Raw genomic sequence first — 18,259 nt, forward strand, 5'->3', positions numbered from 1 at the left:
TATCTCTTCTATTCGTTGTTCTGGATTTTGGTGGCCTGGCGGGCCGGGGCCCTGGGTGCGGACGCGTCACGCACTCGGGCCAGGGCGGTGCCAGTGCCTTACAGCTGCAGCAGGCGGAACAGGGCGATCAGGTTGATCTGCGCCAGGGCTTCCTTGAACTCGGCATCCGTGTCGTTGTGGATGCGTTTTTCGAAGGCGGCGAGGATCTGGTGGCGGTTGCTGCCCTTGACCGCCATGATGAACGGGAACTGGAACTTGGCCTTGTAGGCGTCGTTCAGCTCGGTGAAACGGGCGAATTCCTCGGCGGTGCATTGGTGGATGCCGGCGCCGGCCTGTTCATTGGTGCTCGATTCGGTCAGCTCGCCCTGGATGGCGGCCTTGCCGGCCAGATCCGGGTGAGCGTTGATCAGTGCCAGTTGCTCGGCATGGCTGGCGCTGAGCAGGATGTCGCTCATGCGCTGATGCAGCGCCTCGATCTCGTCCAACTCGGCCAGCTGGCCCAGGTCGTAGGCTTTCTCGGCGACCCACGGCGAGTGCTCGTAGATGTCGGCGAAGGCGGCGACGAAGGCGGCGCGCTCGAGGGTGGAAGGCTTGAGGGTCTTGAAGGCGGTCATCAGGCGTTCTCTTTCTTGTACGGGTGGGTGGCGTGCCAGTGGCGGGCGATGTCCACGCGACGGGCGAACCAGACCTGCTCGTGGCTCTTGGCGTAGTCGACGAAGCGCTTGAGCGCGGCCAGGCGCGCCGGGCGGCCGACCAGGCGGCAGTGCAGGCCGATGGAGAGCATCTTCGGCGCCTCGGCGCCTTCCTCGTAGAGCACGTCGAAGGCGTCTTTCAGGTACTGGAAGAACTGCTCGCCGCAGTTGAAGCCCTGCACCTGGGTGAAACGCATGTCGTTGGTGTCCAGGGTGTAGGGGATCACCAGGTGCGGCTTGTCGGTGGGGTTGTTCGGCTCCCAGTAGGGCAGGTCGTCGTCGTAGGTGTCGCTGTCGTAGAGGAAGCCGCCTTCCTCCATCACCAGGCGCCGGGTGTTCGGGCCGGTGCGGCCGGTGTACCAGCCCACGGGGCGTTCGCCGGTGATTTCGGTGAGGATGCGGATGGCTTCGAGCATGTGCTCGCGCTCTTGCGCTTCATCCATGTACTGGTAGTCGATCCAGCGGTAGCCGTGGCTGCAGATCTCGTGGCCGGCGGCGGCCATGGCGCGGATCACGTCGGGGTGGCGCTGGGCGGCCATGGCCACGGCGAAGATGGTCAGCGGCACGCCGCTGTCCTTGAACAGCTTGAGCAGGCGCCACACGCCGGCGCGGCTGCCGTACTCGTAGAGCGACTCCATGCTCATGTTGCGCGCGCCTTGCAGCGGCTGGGCGGCGACCATTTCGGAAAGGAACGCTTCGGACTCTTTGTCGCCATGCAGGATGTTGCGCTCGCCACCTTCTTCGTAGTTGAGCACGAAGGACAGCGCAATGCGGGCATTCCCCGGCCATTGCGGATGAGGTGGGTTGTTGCCGTAACCGATCAGGTCGCGAGGGTAGTCAGCGCTCACTGCAGTCTTCCTTCTTGTACGTATGTGCGGTTGGTGGGCGGGCCGCGTCGGGATGTCGCACCACCGGATGGGCTGATTGTATACAACTTCTTAAATACTTTGTAAGCCTGTTTTTCTGCATTTCTTCCCATTTGTCGCTTGAGAATGGCTTGCAAGAAACCTGCCTGATTGGTCAGCTAATGTCGTGAGGGTCGGCATGGAGCTTGTCTTTGCGACTGATGGAGTGTTCGAGGAGTCTTGACCTGGGATGCACAAAAAATTGTGTACAATTTATCGCTAAACTGTCTTAATGGCTGCATTCCCGCACGGTGCCAGCCTGTTGCCGTGTATTTTTTGCCCACGTAGATGACAAGAGGCGACAAGCAAATGGGACGTTTGACCACACACGTACTGGACGCCGCGCATGGCTGCCCGGGCAGCTCGATCAAGGTCGAGCTGTACCGCGTCGAAGGCCAGCAGCTGGAGCTGGTGAACACTGCCCTGACCAACAGTGATGGGCGCGTCGACGCACCGCTGCTGCAGGGTGACGACTACCGTACCGGTGTTTATCAACTGCAGTTCAGCGCGGGTGATTACTACCGCGCCAAAGGCGTGAAGCTGCCGGACACCGCGTTCCTCGACGTGGTCGTGCTGCGCTTCGGCATCGATGAAAAGCAGGAGCACTACCACGTGCCGCTGCTGATTTCGCCGTACAGCTATTCGACCTATCGTGGAAGCTAGTTGGTCGCTAGAAGAATCTTCGTAGGTCCTTGGCCCGCTCTCACACTGGCGGGCTTTTTTTCGTCTGGAGCTTTACTCCCTGGCTTCCTCTACGATGCTGGAAAGATTCAATGCTTTTCCGGTTTTCAGTGCAGCTATGTCCGCGCCTCCAGCCGTCGCTGCGCCCAGCAGGTGGCCGACTACAGCGGTTGCTATGGTTCCGGGTGTGATTTTTGCGGCAACCGCTTCTGGAGCACCGTTGAATTTCAGCCAGGTGTTTGCCATCTCGAGATGGGCGACGACATTGGGCGTTTCACCCCTGTTCGCCCGTAGCACGGTTTCTGCGTAACGAGTCTGGAGATATCGGGGCAGAGGCGGGGCACCATTACTGTCTTTTGCAATGTAGGCGCCGGCGACACGTTCTCCAAAAAACGATTTGTTTGGGGCATAGACGATCTGTTGAGCTTCCGCCGTGGCCATGACCCGGCCCGGTATGGCGTCGGGCACGCTATTGCGCAAAAACGAAGTTGTGAACTGTTGATGCATCTCCTTGATGAAATTAAAGAAATCGCCGGTGGGGTCATGCTTATTGATCGGGTCGCCTGCGCAATAGGTGTAACTATTGCTGCCACCTTCTCCGAAGGGACTTAGCGGATCTGGGCTAATGAAGCGCATGAGGTTGGGGTTGAGCACGCGGTGGCCGTTGCCTAGATGATAATGACCGGTGTAGGGGTCTGGAATCTGCCCACTGAAGCCAGTCCGTACGCCTCCCTTGTGTACCTTGCTTCCGTATGGGGTATAGGCGTTTGGGATGGACTGGGCTTGCATGACCGAGTTGGCCCAGTCTATTGCCAAAATATAAACAAACATGGTTTTTGATAGGCTGCCTAGGTGAGTAATTCCCGCTAGTAATAGCGTGCTTGCACCGGATTTACACCTATCAGAAATATCAGAAGGGCACAGGCGAACGTGGCACCTCGGGCCGCTGCAGCTGCCCGAGGTGAGTCGAATGAATCGCGCTGATCAGAGGAACACGAACTTGGCAATGAAGATCAGGCACAGTACCCACAGGCTGGCCGAAATCTCCTTGTACTTGCCGGTACCCGCCTTCAGCGCCACGTAGCTGATGAAGCCCAGGGCGATGCCATCGGCCACTGAGAAGGTCAGCGGCATCATGATCACCGTGACGATCGCCGGAATGCTGTCGGTGGCTTCGTCCCACTCGATATGCGCCATGCTGCCCATCATCAGCATCGCCACATAGATCAGCGCGCCGGCGGTGGCATAGGCAGGAATCATCCCGGCCAGCGGGGCGAAGAACATCGCGGCAATGAACAGGATCCCCACCACCACGGCCGTCAGGCCGGTACGGCCGCCTGCCGCGACGCCCGCGGCACTTTCCACGTAGCTGGTCACCGGCGGCACCCCGACCACCGCGCCGAACACGCTGGAGGTGCTGTCGGCCTTCAGGGCTCGCGACAGGTTCTCGATGCGCCCGTCCGGCGCCACCAGATTGGCCCGCTGCGCCACGCCCATCAGCGTGCCGGCGGTGTCGAACATGTGCACGAACAGGAACGCCAGCACCACGCTGATCATGCTGACGTTGAACACGCCGACCACGTCCATGGCCATCCAGGTCGGCGCCAGGCTCGGCGGCATCGATACCACCCCGCCGAACTTGACCAGGCCCAGGCCCCAGCCGGCCACGGTGACGCCGATGATGCTGATCAGGATCGCGCCGAACACCCGCTTGTAGCTGAGGATGGCGATCAACAGGAAGCACACGGCTGCCAGCAGCGGGCCGGGTTCGTGCAGCGAGCCCAGCTTGACCAGCGTGGCCGGGCTGTCGACGATGATGCCGGCGGTCTTCAGGCCGATCAACCCGAGGAACAATCCGACGCCGGCCCCCATGGCATGGCGCAGGCTCAGCGGGATGCTGTTGAGCAGCCACTCACGCACGCGCGAAACGGTGAGGAACATGAACAGCACGCCCGAGACGAACACCGCCCCCAGCGCCGTTTCCCAGTTGTAGCCCATTGTGCCGACCACGGTATAGGTGAAGAAGGCATTGAGGCCCATGCCCGGCGCCAGGCCCACCGGCCAGTTGGCATACAGGCCCATCAGCAGGCAGCCCAGCGCGGCGGCGATGCAGGTGGCGACGAACGCCGCGCCGTGGTCGATGCCGGCATCGGCCATGATGTTGGGGTTGACGAAGATGATGTAGGCCATGGTGATGAAGGTGGTCACCCCGGCGATCAGCTCGGTGCGGACGGTGCTGCCATGCTGCTTGAGTTTGAAAATCCGCTCCAACCAGCCCGTTTCGAGCGGTGGGGCGAGATCCAGCGTAGGTGCTTCGGATTTGCGGCTTTCCACAGCGAGTACTCCTCAAGTCTTTCTTGTTGTTCGAAGCCTGGTCCTGAGCCATGCACTGGGGGGCTTCGCGAGGGGGTGTGGCAGACGTCCGACCGCTTTGTTGACTTTTGGGTCAGGAAGTTGCTCGCAGGATTATGCTTTTGTGTACAAAGAATGCAAATAATGTTTTATCTTTTGTGCTCACAAACTGCCGTACAACGGCTATATAGGTAAAAGGCCACCTGCAGAAACGGGTCAGCCTGTGTACAATGGCGCCATACCTTGGCCCCTTTTCTTCCTCCAGGACTTGCCATACCCCCGCTGACCGGTATTACAGTCACGGTCCGACTGGCAGATCCTTTGTGCTCGAGCGCCCATGAACGAACAGCTGCAACCTCTGAAAAAACCTGTGCGCACTGGCAAGGCCGGCCGCAGCGGTACCCAGGACGACATCGTCTACGCGCACATCTTCGAGGCGATCCTCGAGCAGCGTCTGGCACCGGGCACCAAGTTGAGCGAGGAAGCACTGGGCGAGATCTTCGGCGTCAGCCGCACCATCATCCGCCGCGCCCTGTCGCGCCTGGCCCATGAAAGCGTGGTGCTGTTGCGGCCAAACCGCGGCGCGGTGGTGGCCAGCCCCACAGTCGAAGAGGCACGCCAGGTGTTCTTCTCGCGGCGCATGGTCGAGCGCGCGATCACCGAACTGGCCGTGCAGCACGCCACCCTCGAACAGCTCAACGAACTGCGCCAGATGGTCCGCGAGGAGCGTGACAGCTTCTCCCGTGGTGACCGTGGCGCCGGTATCCGCCTGTCCGGCGAGTTTCACCTCAAACTGGCCGAAGCCGCGGGCAACGCGCCACTGGTGAGCTTCCAGCGCAGCCTGGTGTCGCAGACTTCGCTGATCATCGCCCAGTACGAAAGCGGCAATCGCTCGCATTGCTCGTACGATGAGCACATGCAGCTGATCGATGCGATCGAGGCCCGTGATGCCGAGCAGGCGGTAAGCCTGATGATGCATCACATGGACCATATCGACAGCAAGCTCAACCTTGACGAGGAGAGCGCTTCGGACGACCTGCACGCGGTGTTCTCGCACCTGCTGAAAAAGCCCAAGGTTACCGCCAAGGGTTGAACGTTTGCCTGCATGAACCAAGGGCCGCTTTGCGGCCCTTGGTCGTTACTGGCCACTGGCCAAAGCTCTGCTAGATTTTAGTTTTGCAAACCTTCATCAAGCAGTTGGGCTTGCGCAGTCGTTGCGTCCAATTACTTGAGGAATGCTCCATGAGTTCATCCCTGGGTGTGCGCATGGGTGCCGAGCTGGTCGGCACCTTCTGGTTGGTCCTGGGTGGTTGTGGCAGTGCGGTGCTGGCCGCAAGCTCCCCGGTCGGCATAGGTGTCCTCGGTGTCGCCTTCGCTTTCGGCCTTACCGTCCTGACCATGGCATTCGCCATCGGTCATATCTCCGGTTGTCACCTCAATCCCGCCGTGTCGTTCGGGCTGGTGGTGGGCGGACGATTCCCGGCAAAAGAATTGCTGCCCTACGTGATCGCCCAGGTGATCGGCGCGATCCTCGCCGCGGCGGTGATCTACTTCATCGCCAGTGGCAAGGCCGGTTTCGAGCTGGCCAATGGGTTGGCGTCCAACGGCTACGGCGAGCACTCGCCTGGCGGCTACACCTTGGCGGCAGGTTTCACCAGCGAAGTGGTGATGACCGCGATGTTCCTGGTGATCATCATGGGCGCCACGGACGCCCGGGCGCCGGCCGGGTTCGCACCGATCGCCATTGGCCTGGCGCTGACCTTGATCCACCTGATCTCGATCCCGGTCACCAACACCTCGGTGAACCCGGCGCGCAGCACGGGGCCGGCGCTGTTCGTCGGTGGCTGGGCCTTGCAGCAGTTGTGGCTGTTCTGGATAGCACCGCTGATCGGCGCGGCGATCGGCGGTGCGCTCTATCGAGGCCTGGCGAAACAGCCTTAGCGCTGGTGCACGCAACGCCCGGCGGCGTAGGTTTCGCGCACGGTGCGGTCGTCGCCCAGGGTGGTGAGCACGAACAGGGTCTCCTCGATGTTCTTCGACTGCTGCAGGCGGTAGTCCAGCAGCGGGGTGGCCTTGTAGTCGAGCACCACGAAGTCGGCGTCATTGCCCGGGCGCAGGCTGCCGATGCGGTCGTCCAGGCGCAGGGCGCGGGCGCCGCCGAGGGTGGCCAGGTACAGTGACTTGTACGGGTGCAGGCGCGCGCCTTGCAGCTGCATCACCTTGTACGCCTCGTTGAGGGTGTTGAGCAGCGAGAAGCTGGTGCCGGCGCCGACGTCGGTGCCCAGGCCCACGTTGACCTTGAAACGCTCGGCCTGGGGCAGGTTGAACAGGCCGCTGCCAAGGAACAGGTTGGAGGTCGGGCAGAAGGCGATGGCCGAACCGGTTTCGGCCAGGCGCTGGCACTCGTCGTCGCACAAGTGCACGCCGTGGGCGAACACCGAGCGCTCGCCGAGCAGCTCGAAGTGGTCGTAGACGTCCAGGTAGCCTTTCTGCTCGGGGAACAGTTCCTTGACCCAGTCGATTTCCTTGAGGTTCTCCGAAAGGTGGGTGTGCATGTACACGCCCGGGTGCTCCTTGAGCAACTGGCCGGCCACGCTCAACTGTTCCGGGGTGCTGGTCGGGGCGAAGCGTGGGGTCACCGCGTAGTGCAGGCGGCCCTTGCCGTGCCAGCGCTCGATCAGCATCTTGCTGTCGCGGTAGCTGGACTCGGCGGTGTCGGTCAGGTACTCGGGGGCGTTGCGGTCCATCATCACCTTGCCGGCGATCATGCGCAGGTCCAGACGCTCGGCTTCCTCGAACAGGGCGTTGACCGACTCGGGGTGCACGCTGCCGAACACCAGCGCGGTGGTGGTGCCGTTGCGCAGCAGTTCGGCGAGGAAGATCTTCGCCACCTGATCGGCGTGGGCTTTGTCGGCGAATTGCTTCTCGCAGGGGAAGGTGTAGGTGTTCAGCCAGTCCAGCAGCTGTTCGCCATAGGAGCCGATCATGCCGGTCTGCGGGAAGTGGATATGGGTGTCGATAAAGCCCGGGGTGATCAGCGCGTCCTGGTAGTGTTGCACCGGGATGTCGGCGTCGAGGGTCGGCAGCAGCTCGCTGGCATGGCCCAGGGCACTGATGCGGCCGTTGTCGACCACCAGCAGGCCGTCTTCATAGTATTCGCAGGACGCCTCCAGGCCGACCTCGGCGGGGTCGGCGATGCTGTGCAGGATGGCGGCTCGGTAGGCTTTGCGGGTTGCGCTCATGGGGCTCTCGTCAAAGGGTCTGGCTGCGTCGCGAGGACGGCAGCAACTGGGCGATGGGGCCTGAATTGGCGGCAGCGTCGTGCTGGCCGAAGCAGGCGTTGTAGGTGGCAATGATTTCGGCGGCGATGGACACGGCGATCTCGATCGGCAGCTTGCCCTTGACCTCGGCCAGGCCCATCGGGCAGCGCATGCGCGCCATCAGCGCGTCGTCGAAGCCGCGCTCGCGCAGGCGGTGCTCGAACTTGACGCGCTTGGTCTTCGAACCGATCAGACCGAACCAGGTGAAGTCGTTGCGCTTGAGGATCGCGGCGGTCAGCTCCAGGTCGAGCTGGTGGTTATGGGTCATGACGATGCAGTAGCTGCCGGCGGGCAGGTCGGCGACTTCGTCGACCGGCTCTTCGCTGACGATCTTGCTCACCCCGTTTGGGATGAGCGCGGGGAACTCCTGCTCGCGCGAATCGATCCAGCGCACCCGGCAGGGCAGCGCGGCGAGCAAGGGTACCAGAGCGCGGCCGACATGGCCCGCGCCGAACACGGCGATCTCGGCCTGCACGCCGCTCATCGGCTCGAACAGCAGTACGGTGGCGCCGCCGCAGCACTGGCCGAGGCTGGCGCCGAGGCTGAAGCGCTCCAGGTGCGGCGTGATGCGCTGCTCCTCGAGCATCTGCCGGGCGATGTGCAGGGCCTTGAACTCCAGGTGGCCACCGCCGATGGTGTCGTACAGCGCGCTGGCGCTGACCACCATTTTCGAGCCGGCGTTGCGCGGGGTGGAGCCGCGCTCCTCGATGATGGTCACCAGCACGCAGGGTTCGCCACGGGCTTGGTGGTCGGCGAGGGCGTTGATCCATTGGTGCATAGACAGATCCTCTTTCAAGCGACTCGGTGCTTGTAGGAGCGGGTTCACCCGCGATCAGCCGCGAAGCGGCTGCCAGGCACCGCAGTGTCAGCTTCGCGGCTGAAGCCGCTCCTACAAGGGCGGCGTCGTCAGTGCGTCACGGGTTCCAGTTGCTGTTCGGCAGGCTGCGCCGCAGCCACCGCCTGGCGCATCTGTTCACATCCCCACAACACCCGCTCCGGCGTCGACGGCGCGTCGATATTCGGCTGCACGCGATAGTCGGCGATGCTTGCCACCGCGTCCTTGATCGCGCACCAGGCGGCGATGCCGAGCATGAACGGCGGCTCGCCCACGGCCTTGGAGTGGAACACGGTGTCCTCGGGGTTCTTGCGGTTTTCCACCAGCTTGACCCGCATGTCGATCGGCATGTCGGCCACCGCCGGGATCTTGTAGCTGGCCGGGCCGTTGGTCATCAGCTTGCCCTTGGCGTTCCACACCAGCTCCTCGGTGGTCAGCCAGCCCATGCCCTGGACGAAGCCACCCTCCACCTGGCCGATATCGATGGCCGGGTTCAGCGAGTCGCCTACGTCATGCAGGATGTCGGCGCGCAGCATCTTGTACTCGCCGGTGAGGGTATCGACGATGACCTCCACGCACGCCGCGCCGAAGGCGAAGTAGTAGAACGGGCGGCCACGGGCCTGGGAGCGGTCGTAGAAGATCTTCGGCGTACGGTAGAAGCCGGTGGTCGACAGCGACACCTGGGCAAAGTAGGCCTGCTGCACCAGTTGCTCGAAGCTGACGATCTGGTCGCGCACGCGCACATGGCCGTTGCGGAACTCGACGTCTTCCTCGGTGACGTTGTAGTGCCGGGCGGCGAACTCGGTCAGGCGCTTCTTGAGGATCTCGGCGGCGTTCTGCGCGGCCTTGCCGTTCAGGTCGGCGCCGCTGGACGCGGCGGTGGGCGAGGTGTTGGGCACCTTGTCGGTATTGGTGGCGGTGATCTGGATGCGGTTGAAATCCACCTGGAACACCTGCGCCACCACCTGTGCGACCTTGGTGTTCAGGCCCTGGCCCATCTCGGTGCCGCCGTGGTTGAGGTGGATGCTGCCGTCGGTGTAGATGTGGATCAAGGCACCTGCCTGGTTGAGGAAGGTGGCGGTGAACGAGATGCCGAACTTCACCGGGGTCAGCGCCAGGCCTTTCTTCAGTACCGGGCTGTTGGCGTTGAAGCGGCGGATCGACTCGCGACGCTCATGGTAGTCGCTGCTGGCTTCGAGCTCGGCGGTCATCTCTTCGAGCATGTTGTGCTCGACGGTCTGGTAGTAGTGGGTGACGTTGCGCTCGGTCTTGCCGTAGTAGTTGGCCTTGCGCACCGCCAGCGGGTCGAGGGCCAGGTGACGGGCGATATGGTCCATCACCTGCTCGATGGCGACCATCCCCTGCGGCCCGCCGAAGCCGCGGTAGGCGGTGTTGGAGGCGGTGTTGGTCTTGCAGCGGTGGCCGTGCACCGTGGCATCGCCCAGGTAGTAGGCGTTGTCGGAGTGGAACATGGCGCGGTCGACGATCGAGCCGGACAGGTCCGGCGAGTAGCCGCAGTTGCCGGCCAGGTCGAAGTTGATCCCGTGCAGGCGGCCGCTGTCGTCGAAACCGACGTCGTATTCCACATAGAACGGGTGGCGCTTGCCGGTCATGGTCATGTCTTCGACGCGGGGCAGGCGCATCTTGGTCGGCTGGCCGGTCAGGCGCGCAATCACCGCGCACAGGCAGGCGGGGCTTGCGGCCTGGGTTTCCTTGCCGCCGAAACCGCCACCCATGCGGCGCATGTCGACCACGATCTTGTGCATCGGCACGTCGAGCACCTCGGCGACCAGCTTCTGCACCTCGGTGGGGTTCTGCGTGGAGCAGAACACGATCATGCCGCCGTCTTCGCCGGGCATCACCGAGCTGATCTGGGTTTCCAGGTAGAAGTGTTCCTGGCCGCCGATGTGCAGGGTGCCCTGGATACGGTGCGGGGCACTGGCCAGGGCGGCGGCCGAGTCGCCGCGCTGGTGGGTGTGGCTGTCGAGCACGAAGTGTTTCTTGCGCAGGGCCTCGACCACGTCAAGTACCGGCTCCAGGTCTTCGTACTCGACGATCGCCGCCATGGCTGCGCGTCTTGCAGTCTCGAGGTCGCAGGCGGCCACGGCGAGCACCGGCTGGCCGAAGAACTCGACCTTGTCGATGGCCAGCAGCGGGTCGCCGGCCACCACCGGGCCGATGTCCTTGAGGCCCGGGATATCTTCGTGGGTGATGGCGATGCGCACGCCCTCGAACTGGTAGCAGGGCGTAGTGTCGATGCGCAAGATGCGCGCATGGGCGCGGTCGGCGGTGCGCGCATAGACGTGCAGCTGGTTGGGGAATTCCAGGCGGTCGTCGATGTACACCGCCTCGCCGGCCACGTGCTTGTCGGCGCTGTCGTGCTTGAGGCTGCGGCCGACCCCGGTGGTCAGGTCCTGGCTGAACAGTGCGGCCATCTCGGCCTGGCTCTTGACGGCGTGATGGTTAGACATAGGCGGTCACCCGGGTTTCGATGTGCGGCGTTTGCAGTTCGATGAAGTACTTGCGCAGCAGGTTCTGCGCGGTCAGCAGGCGGTACTCGCGGCTGGCGCGGAAGTCGCTGAGCGGGGTGAAGTCCTCGGCCAGGGCCTGGCAGGCGCGCTCGACGCTGGCCTGGTTCCACGGTTTGCCGCGCAGCGCGGCTTCGCAGGCGCGGGCGCGTTTCGGGATTGCCGCCATGCCGCCGAAGGCGATGCGCACACCGCTGACCACGCCGTTCTCGATGCTCAGGTTGAACGCCGCGCACACCGCGGAGATATCGTCGTCCAGGCGCTTGGACACTTTATAGGCACGGAACGCCCAGTCGTTGCTGGCGCGCGGCACGAGGATCTTCTCGATGAACTCGCTGTCCTGGCGCGCCGTGATGCGGTAGTCGATGAAGTAGTCTTCCAGCGCCAGGGTGCGCTGGCGCTCGCCCTGGCGCAGGACGATCTGCGCGTCCAGGGCGATCAGCAGGGGCGGCGAGTCGCCGATCGGCGAGGCATTGCCGATGTTGCCGCCCAGGGTGCCCTGGTTGCGGATCTGCAGCGAGGCGAAGCGGTGCAGCAGGTCGCCGAAGTCGGGGTATTCCTCGTTGAGCGCGGTGTAGCAGTCGGTCAGCGGCGTGGCGGCGCCGATCTCCAGGTGGGTGGCGGTCTTGTCGACGCGCTTGAGTTCGGCGACATGGCCGACGTAGATCATCACTGGCAGGGTGCGGTGGAACTGGGTGACTTCCAGCGCCAGGTCGGTGCCGCCGGCCAGCAGGCGCGCCTCGGGGTGCGAGCTGTACAGGTCGGCGAGGTCCGCCACGGTTAGCGGCACCAGGCAGCGCTTGTCGCCGCTGTTGAGTTCGCCGGTCTGTTGCGGGGCGATGGCCTTCAGGCGGGCGATGGTCTGCGTCTGCTGGGCGTCGAACTGGTCGCGGCAAGGGCGGGCACAGCTCTGCTCGGCGGCTTCGAGGATCGGCCGGTAGCCGGTGCAGCGGCACAGGTTGCCGGCCAGGGCCTCTTGGGCATGGTGCAGGTCGTGGCCTTGGCTGTTCTTCTGCAGGGCAAACAGCGACATGACGAAACCTGGGGTGCAGAAGCCGCACTGCGAGCCATGGCAGTCGGCCATGGCCTTTTGCACGCTGTGCAACTCGCCCTGGTGCTTGAGGCCCTCGACGCTGATCAGTTGCTTGCCGTGCAGGGCGGAAACGAACGTCAGGCACGAATTGAGGCTGCGGTAGCGGATGTCGTCGCCACCCTGGGCGTCCTTGACAAGTTCGCCGACGACCACGGTGCAGGCACCGCAGTCGCCGCTGGCGCAGCCTTCCTTGGTGCCGGGTTTGCCCAGGTGCTCGCGCAGGTACTGCAGCACCGTCATGTTCGGGTCCAGGGCGTGCTCGCTGCGCAGCTCCTGGTTGACGAGAAACTGGATCACGGGGGAGGGCCTCGCAATGGTTTTATTGTTGTTCCGGCGGACTCTAAGCAACGGCTGACCTCTGGGTCAATAATTTTCTGACTCAAAGGTCAAGAATTTGCACGAAGGCCCTCCGCACCGCCTCATCGAGCCTTTTTCAAAGCATAGTTCGCGCCGTGTAGGAAAGTTGACCCGTCAGTCGCAGAAAGCACGTAGTCCCGCTGCGCGAGCGCCTGGCAAGTGCGCTACAATCGCGCCCTTGTGCACAGCTACCCAGATTGCGAAGGAAAACCATGACGTTCAAGGCGCCGGACAGCCTCTCCGAGCAAATTGCCCACTACCTGGCCGAGCGGATCATCCGCGGCGAACTCGCACCCGGCGAGCGCATCCAGGAGCAGAAGGTCACCCAGGCCCTCAACGTCAGCCGCGGTTCGGTGCGCGAGGCGCTGCTCATCCTCGAGCGCCGGCACCTGGTGGCCATCCTGCCGCGCCGTGGCGCCCATGTGACCGAACTCGACGAGAACAGCGTGCGCAGCCTGTGCACCCTGATGGGCGAGTTCTACATCCTGCTGGGCAATGCCGTTGCCCAGCATTGGCGCACCGAGGGCGACCTGCGCCCGTTCCTGGACATCCAGCAGCGCCTCAAGCAGGCCCACGCCGGCAAGGACATCAAGGCCTTCGTCGGCGACAGCTTCGCGGTGATGCGCGCCGCCTATCCGTTCGCCAACAACCCGTACCTGCAGGAAACCGTCGAGAACCTGCAGCCGGCCATGAGCCGTGCCTATTACCTGGCCCTGGACCAGCGCCAGGCCAACATGGTCGATTACCTGGAGCTGTTCGCCCGCCTGCTCGAAGCCGTGGTCGCCCGCGACCTGCCGCGCATCCGCGAGGTACTCACCGCCTATTGCCAGCGCAGTTGCGAACTGGTGCTGGCGGCGCTGGCGCGGGTCTGACCGGTGCGCCTGAAGTGCATCCGCCTGGCCGGGTTCAAGTCGTTCGTCGACCCGACCACGGTCAACTTCCCCAGCAACATGGCCGCCGTGGTCGGCCCCAACGGCTGCGGTAAATCCAACATCATCGACGCAGTGCGCTGGGTGATGGGCGAGAGTTCGGCGAAGAACCTGCGTGGCGAGTCGATGACCGATGTCATCTTCAACGGCTCCACCAGCCGCAAGCCGGTCAGCCAGGCGAGCATCGAGCTGGTGTTCGACAACAGCGACAATAGTCTGGTGGGCGAGTACGCCGCGTACGCCGAGATCTCGATCCGCCGCAAGGTCACCCGCGACGGGCAGAACACCTATTACCTCAACGGCACCAAGTGTCGGCGCCGCGATATCACCGATATCTTCCTCGGCACCGGCCTGGGGCCGCGCAGCTACTCGATCATCGAGCAGGGCATGATCAGCAAGCTGATCGAGGCCAAGCCCGAGGAGCTGCGCAACTTCATCGAGGAAGCGGCGGGCATCTCCAAGTACAAGGAGCGCCGTCGCGAGACCGAGAGCCGCATCCGCCGCACCCAGGAAAACCTCGCGCGCCTGACCGACCTGCGCGAAGAGCTGGAACGCCAGATCGAGCGCCTGCACCGCCAGGCCCAGGCTGCCGAGAAATACCGCGAGTACAAGGCCGAGGAACGTCAGCTCAAGGCATGCCTGGCGGCCCTGCGCTGGCGCGACCTGGATGAGCGGGTGCGCCAGCGCGAGACGGTGATCGGCGACCAGGAAGTCGCCTTCGAGGCGCTGGTGGCCGAGCAGCGCAATGCCGACGCCAGCATCGAGCGCCTGCGCGACGGTCACCATGAGTTGTCCGAACGCTTCAACCAGGTGCAGGGCCGCTTCTATTCGGTGGCCGGCGATATCGCCCGCGTCGAGCAGAGCATCCAGCATGGCCAGCAGCGCCTGCGCCAGTTGCAGGACGACCTCAAGGAAGCCGAACGCAGCCGCCTGGAAACCGAATCGCACCTGGGGCACGACCGCACCTTGCTGGCGACCCTCGGCGAAGAATTGGCGATGCTCGAACCGGAGCAGGAGCTGACCCTGGCCGCGGCCGAGGAAGCCGCCGCGACCCTGGAGGAAGCTGAGCTCGGCATGCACGGCTGGCAGGAGCAGTGGGACGGCTTCAACACCCGTTCCGCGGAGCCGCGCCGCCAGGCCGAAGTGCAGCAGGCGCGCCTGGCGCAGCTCGAATCCAGCCTGGAGCGCCTGGCCGAGCGCCAGCGCAAGCTGGGCGAGGAGGGTGAGCAGCTCGGTGGTGATACCCAGGACACCGAGACGTCCGATCTGGGCGAGCAAGTGGCCAGCAGCGAGTTGCTGCTCGAAGAGCTGCACCTGCAGGAGCAGCAGGTGGTCGAGCGCCTGGAAGGGGTGCGCGAACAATTGCAGCAGACCAGCCAGGCGCAACAGCAACAGCAGGGTGATCTGCAGCGCCTGGGCGGGCGCCTGGCCTCGCTGGAGGCCTTGCAGCAGGCTGCGCTGGAGCCCGGTGTCGGTGCCGCCGACTGGCTGCGCGCCCAGGGCCTGGAGCAGCGCCCGCGCCTGGCCGAGGGGCTGCGGGTCGAGCCCGGCTGGGAGCTGGCGGTGGAAACGGTGCTTGGCGCCGACCTGCAGGCAGTGTTGCTGGACGACTTCGACGGCCTCGACTTCGCCGCGCTGGAGCAGGGCGATCTGCGCCTGCTGCTGGCCGGGGGCGAGGGCTCGCGCGTTGCCGGCAGCCTGCTCGACAAGGTCGAGGGGCGGGCCGACCTGTCGGCCTGGCTGGGGCAGGTCAGGCCGGTTGAAACGCTGGAGCAGGCGTTGGCGCAGCGGGCGTCGCTGGTTGCTGGGCACAGCCTGATCAGCCGCGACGGATACTGGGTCGGGCGGCATTTCCTGCGGGTCAGCCGCGGCGGTGAAGCCCAGGGCGGCGTGCTGGCCAGGGGGCAGGAAATCGAACGCCTGGCCCAGGAGCAACTGGAGCAGGAGGCGTCGCTCGAACAGCTTGACGAGCAACTGCAGCGCCTGCGTGAACAACAGCTCGACCTGGAGGAGCAGCGCGAGCAATTGCGCCGTCGCAGCCAGGACGAGAGCCGCCAGCACGGTGAGCTCAAGGCACGCCTGTCTGCCGGCCGGGCCCGCGCCGAACAGCTCGAACTGCGCCGCCGACGCTTGCACGAAGAACTGGCCGAGCTTCAAGAGCAGCGCGCCCTGGAGCACGAGCAATTGGGTGAGGCACGCCTGCTGTTGCAGGAATCCCTCGACCTGATGGCCCAGGACACCGAGCAACGCGAGCAACTCATGGCCCGTCGCGACACCCTGCGCGAGGGTCTCGATCGCATCCGCCAGGAGGCCCGCCAGCACAAGGACCATACCCATCAGCTGGCCGTGCGCCTGGGCTCGTTGCGTGCCCAGCACGATTCCACCCGGCAGGCGCTCGAGCGCCTGGAGCAGCAGGCCGCGCGCCTGAACGAGCGTCAGGAGCAGCTGAACCTGAATCTCGAGGAGGGCGAGGCGCCGCTCGAAGAGTTGCGCCTGAAGCTCGAGGAACTGCTCGAGCGCCGCATGAGCGTCGACGAAGAAATGCGCCAGGCCCGCCTGCACATGGACGAGGCGGACCGCGAACTGCGGGATGCCGAGCGCCGCCGCACCCAGGCCGAGCAGCAGGCCCAGCTGCTGCGCGGCCAGCTGGAGCAGCAGCGCCTGGAGTCCCAGGGGCTGGACGTACGGCGCAAGACCTTGCAGGAGCAGCTGCTCGCCGACGGCTACGATCTGCAGGGCGTGCTCGCCACGCTCGAGGCCGAGGCCAGCGAACAGGGTACCGAACAGGCGCTGGAGCAGGTCGAGGCGCGTATCCAGCGCCTGGGCGCGATCAACCTGGCGGCCATCGAAGAGTACGAGCAGCAGTCCGAGCGCAAGCGCTACCTGGATGCCCAGGACGCCGATCTGGTCGAGGCACTGGAGACCCTGGAAAACGTCATCCGCAAGATCGACAAGGAAACCCGCAACCGCTTCAAGGATACCTTTGATCAGATAAATGCCGGATTACAGGCACTTTTCCCAAAAGTTTTCGGTGGCGGCAGCGCTTATCTGGAACTGACGGGCGAAGATCTACTCGATACAGGGGTGACGATCATGGCGCGCCCGCCGGGCAAGAAGAACAGCACCATCCATCTGCTGTCCGGCGGCGAAAAGGCACTGACGGCCCTGGCCCTGGTGTTCGCCATCTTCAAACTCAACCCGGCGCCGTTCTGCATGCTCGACGAAGTCGATGCGCCGTTGGACGATGCCAACGTCGGGCGCTACGCGCGCCTGGTCAAGGAAATGAGCGAAACCGTGCAATTTATCTACATCACCCATAACAAGATTGCCATGGAGATGGCCGATCAATTGATGGGGGTGACCATGCATGAGCCTGGCTGTTCACGTCTTGTTGCAGTTGATGTGGAAGAGGCCATGGCCATGGTTGACACATGAGCTGTAAGAAAGTGTTCGATCTTGTAGGCAATTTCCTCGGCAGATGCGACAGACGGTGTAAAGTTGCCTTTGGTCGTGCTAGCTTTATGTCACTTGTTTTTTGCGTGGGTAAAACGCCTGTCAGAACATAGAGTTGGCGCCACGTGTTAAAGGCCTTTGAAGCCTTTGTTTTCAAGCATATTTTTTATAGAGGCACGGGATTACATGGAAATCGGTCTGCGCGAGTGGCTGATCGTCATCGGCATCATTGTCATCGCCGGTATTCTTTTCGACGGCTGGCGCCGCATGCGCGGCGGCAAGGGCAAGTTGAAGTTCCGTCTGGACCGTAGCTACGCCAACGCCCCGGACGACGACAGCGGCGGTGCCGAGGTGCTCGGCCCTTCGCGTGTGCTGGAAACCCAGAAAGAACCCGAGCTGGATGAGAGCGACCTGCCATCGGTCAGCGCCCCGGTGCGTGAGCGCGAACGCGAGCGTGAAGCCAAACCGGCCAAGGCCAAGCGCGGCAAACGCAACAACAGCGAGCCGCAACAGGGCGACCTGAAGCTGGCCGCCGAGCCGCGTGAACCGGACCTGTTCGACGCTGGCGACGACGACTTCGCCGCCGACAACACCCGCAACAGCGGTTTCACTGCCGCCTCCACGCCGGCCAAGGAGCTGCCGCCGGCCGAAGAAGTGCTGGTGATCAGCGTCATCTCCCGCGACGAAGGCGGCTTCAAGGGCCCGGCGCTGCTGCAGAACATCCTGGAAAGCGGCCTGCGCTTCGGCGAGATGGACATCTTCCATCGCCACGAAAGCATGGCTGGCCACGGCGAAGTACTGTTCTCCATGGCCAATGCGGTCAAGCCCGGCGTGTTCGACCTGGACGACATCGACCATTTCAGCACCCGTGCGGTGAGCTTCTTCCTCGGCCTGCCAGGCCCGCGTCACCCCAAGCAGGCCTTCGACGTGATGGTCGCCGCCGCCCGCAAGCTGGCCCACGAGCTCAATGGCGAGCTCAAGGACGACCAGCGCAGCGTGCTGACCGCCCAGACCATCGAGCACTACCGCCAGCGCATCGTCGAGTTCGAGCGCCGCGCCCTGACGCAGAAACGCTGATACACCCGAGCGGGCGGACCCTGCCTCGGTCCGCGCC

General features: G+C 64.1%; 14 protein-coding genes. 6 read left to right on the forward strand and 8 right to left on the reverse strand.

Annotated features, from left to right (window positions below):
* Positions 1–98 precede the first annotated feature (98 nt).
* Positions 99–614: a 2-oxo-4-hydroxy-4-carboxy-5-ureidoimidazoline decarboxylase gene (uraD, locus tag ABZO33_RS04055; RefSeq protein WP_414534947.1), complete on the reverse strand. Its 516-nt coding sequence runs from the start codon at positions 612–614 to the stop codon at positions 99–101.
* Positions 614–1,540 (reverse strand): allantoinase PuuE, encoded by a 927-nt coding sequence (puuE, locus tag ABZO33_RS04060; protein ID WP_414534948.1) that lies wholly within the window; start codon positions 1,538–1,540, stop codon positions 614–616. Before puuE ends, uraD begins: the two co-directional genes overlap by 1 nt.
* 366 nt (positions 1,541–1,906) lie before the next feature.
* Between puuE and uraH the strand changes: the two genes are divergently transcribed.
* On the forward strand, positions 1,907–2,260 hold the full coding sequence (gene uraH / locus ABZO33_RS04065; RefSeq protein WP_414534949.1) for a hydroxyisourate hydrolase: 354 nt from the start codon (positions 1,907–1,909) through the stop codon (positions 2,258–2,260).
* A gap of 72 nt (positions 2,261–2,332) precedes the next feature.
* On the opposite strand, the gene ABZO33_RS04070 is transcribed toward uraH, so the two are convergent.
* Both ABZO33_RS04070 and ABZO33_RS04075 read right to left on the reverse strand, forming a co-directional pair.
* Positions 2,333–3,109 carry an RHS repeat-associated core domain-containing protein gene (locus ABZO33_RS04070; RefSeq protein WP_414534950.1) on the reverse strand — a complete coding sequence of 259 codons (777 nt, stop codon included), beginning with the start codon at positions 3,107–3,109 and terminating at the stop codon, positions 2,333–2,335.
* 153 nt (positions 3,110–3,262) lie between these two features.
* On the reverse strand, positions 3,263–4,612 hold the full coding sequence (locus ABZO33_RS04075) for an NCS2 family permease (protein ID WP_414534951.1): 1,350 nt from the start codon (positions 4,610–4,612) through the stop codon (positions 3,263–3,265).
* A gap of 355 nt (positions 4,613–4,967) precedes the next feature.
* Here ABZO33_RS04075 and ABZO33_RS04080 point away from each other — a divergent pair, with 355 nt between their 5' ends.
* Entirely contained in the window at positions 4,968–5,723 is a 756-nt protein-coding gene (locus tag ABZO33_RS04080; RefSeq protein WP_414534952.1) for a GntR family transcriptional regulator, read from the forward strand.
* 149 nt (positions 5,724–5,872) lie between these two features.
* The gene (gene aqpZ, locus ABZO33_RS04085) at positions 5,873–6,571 is read left to right on the forward strand and encodes an aquaporin Z (protein ID WP_414534953.1); all 699 of its coding nucleotides are present in this window, start codon (positions 5,873–5,875) and stop codon (positions 6,569–6,571) included.
* Here aqpZ and guaD read toward each other — a convergent pair.
* The 4 genes from guaD to xdhA form a co-directional block, all read right to left on the reverse strand.
* Positions 6,568–7,872: a guanine deaminase gene (gene guaD, locus ABZO33_RS04090; protein WP_414534954.1), complete on the reverse strand. Its 1,305-nt coding sequence runs from the start codon at positions 7,870–7,872 to the stop codon at positions 6,568–6,570. The genes aqpZ and guaD overlap by 4 nt on opposite strands.
* A gap of 10 nt (positions 7,873–7,882) precedes the next feature.
* Positions 7,883–8,728, reverse strand: coding sequence for a xanthine dehydrogenase accessory protein XdhC (gene xdhC / locus ABZO33_RS04095; protein ID WP_414534955.1), 846 nt, complete (start codon positions 8,726–8,728; stop codon positions 7,883–7,885).
* A gap of 128 nt (positions 8,729–8,856) precedes the next feature.
* Positions 8,857–11,256: a xanthine dehydrogenase molybdopterin binding subunit gene (gene xdhB, locus ABZO33_RS04100; RefSeq protein WP_414534956.1), complete on the reverse strand. Its 2,400-nt coding sequence runs from the start codon at positions 11,254–11,256 to the stop codon at positions 8,857–8,859.
* Positions 11,249–12,703, reverse strand: coding sequence for a xanthine dehydrogenase small subunit (gene xdhA, locus ABZO33_RS04105; protein ID WP_414534957.1), 1,455 nt, complete (start codon positions 12,701–12,703; stop codon positions 11,249–11,251). Before xdhA ends, xdhB begins: the two co-directional genes overlap by 8 nt.
* Before the next feature lie 272 nt (positions 12,704–12,975).
* On the opposite strand from xdhA, the gene ABZO33_RS04110 reads away from it, so the two are divergent.
* The 3 genes from ABZO33_RS04110 to zipA all read left to right on the forward strand — a co-directional run bounded on the left by ABZO33_RS04110 (position 12,976) and on the right by zipA (position 18,222).
* Positions 12,976–13,635 (forward strand): GntR family transcriptional regulator, encoded by a 660-nt coding sequence (locus tag ABZO33_RS04110; RefSeq protein ID WP_414534958.1) that lies wholly within the window; start codon positions 12,976–12,978, stop codon positions 13,633–13,635.
* Positions 13,636–13,638: 3 nt separating this feature from the next.
* The gene (gene smc / locus ABZO33_RS04115; protein WP_414534959.1) at positions 13,639–17,127 is read left to right on the forward strand and encodes a chromosome segregation protein SMC; all 3,489 of its coding nucleotides are present in this window, start codon (positions 13,639–13,641) and stop codon (positions 17,125–17,127) included.
* 204 nt (positions 17,128–17,331) lie between these two features.
* Entirely contained in the window at positions 17,332–18,222 is an 891-nt protein-coding gene (gene zipA, locus ABZO33_RS04120) for a cell division protein ZipA (protein WP_414534960.1), read from the forward strand.
* The last annotated feature ends 37 nt before the right edge of the window (positions 18,223–18,259 follow it).

Source organism: Pseudomonas sp. CAM1A (assembly GCF_047501685.1).
GTDB lineage: Bacteria > Pseudomonadota > Gammaproteobacteria > Pseudomonadales > Pseudomonadaceae > Aquipseudomonas.

Excerpts from the sequence above, each read along its gene's own strand:
- guaD (WP_414534954.1), bottom strand. The coding sequence starts at position 7,872 with ATGAGCGCAACCCGCAAAGCCTACCGAGCCGCCATCCTGCACAGCATC.
- ABZO33_RS04080 (WP_414534952.1), top strand. The coding sequence starts at position 4,968 with ATGAACGAACAGCTGCAACCTCTGAAAAAACCTGTGCGCACTGGCAAG.
- xdhB (WP_414534956.1), bottom strand. The coding sequence starts at position 11,256 with ATGTCTAACCATCACGCCGTCAAGAGCCAGGCCGAGATGGCCGCACTG.
- uraH (WP_414534949.1), top strand. The coding sequence starts at position 1,907 with ATGGGACGTTTGACCACACACGTACTGGACGCCGCGCATGGCTGCCCG.
- ABZO33_RS04070 (WP_414534950.1), bottom strand. The coding sequence starts at position 3,109 with ATGTTTGTTTATATTTTGGCAATAGACTGGGCCAACTCGGTCATGCAA.
- xdhC (WP_414534955.1), bottom strand. The coding sequence starts at position 8,728 with ATGCACCAATGGATCAACGCCCTCGCCGACCACCAAGCCCGTGGCGAA.
- ABZO33_RS04110 (WP_414534958.1), top strand. The coding sequence starts at position 12,976 with ATGACGTTCAAGGCGCCGGACAGCCTCTCCGAGCAAATTGCCCACTAC.
- zipA (WP_414534960.1), top strand. The coding sequence starts at position 17,332 with ATGGAAATCGGTCTGCGCGAGTGGCTGATCGTCATCGGCATCATTGTC.
- uraD (WP_414534947.1), bottom strand. The coding sequence starts at position 614 with ATGACCGCCTTCAAGACCCTCAAGCCTTCCACCCTCGAGCGCGCCGCC.
- aqpZ (WP_414534953.1), top strand. The coding sequence starts at position 5,873 with ATGAGTTCATCCCTGGGTGTGCGCATGGGTGCCGAGCTGGTCGGCACC.